The following is a 255-nucleotide window of genomic DNA, read 5'->3' as shown; positions in this document are numbered from 1 at the left end:
TTGGCATTGTAACTCTGGCCTTCTAATTTAAGTACCGCAGGAGAATCAATTGATAAATTTAGCTTTTTATTTGGAGAAACTTTTGCTTCAACCCATAGTTGTTTTTCATCAGCTAACAACATGACTGAATCCCCAGCATCAACACGTTGCCCTTGGATAAAGTCGTCTTGAAGCACGACACCTTCACGGTGCGCCGTTAATGCATATTGTCCAAATGCTTTAATGTCTTTGTTAGAAATACCATTTATTGCTTTT

Annotated in this window: 1 protein-coding gene; it reads right to left on the bottom strand. The window is 38.0% G+C overall.

Annotation, left to right across the window (positions count from 1 at the left end; all coding sequences use genetic code 11):
- A partial coding sequence (locus PSI06_RS21295) for an efflux RND transporter periplasmic adaptor subunit (protein ID WP_273588163.1) occupies positions 1–255 on the bottom strand: 255 nt, incomplete at both ends.

It is taken from the genome of Pseudoalteromonas sp. GABNS16E (assembly GCF_028598715.1).
GTDB classification, from domain to species: Bacteria; Pseudomonadota; Gammaproteobacteria; order Enterobacterales; family Alteromonadaceae; genus Pseudoalteromonas; species Pseudoalteromonas atlantica.
Note: the sequence above shows the minus strand (reverse complement) of the source record. Positions and strands in the feature narration are given on the sequence as shown.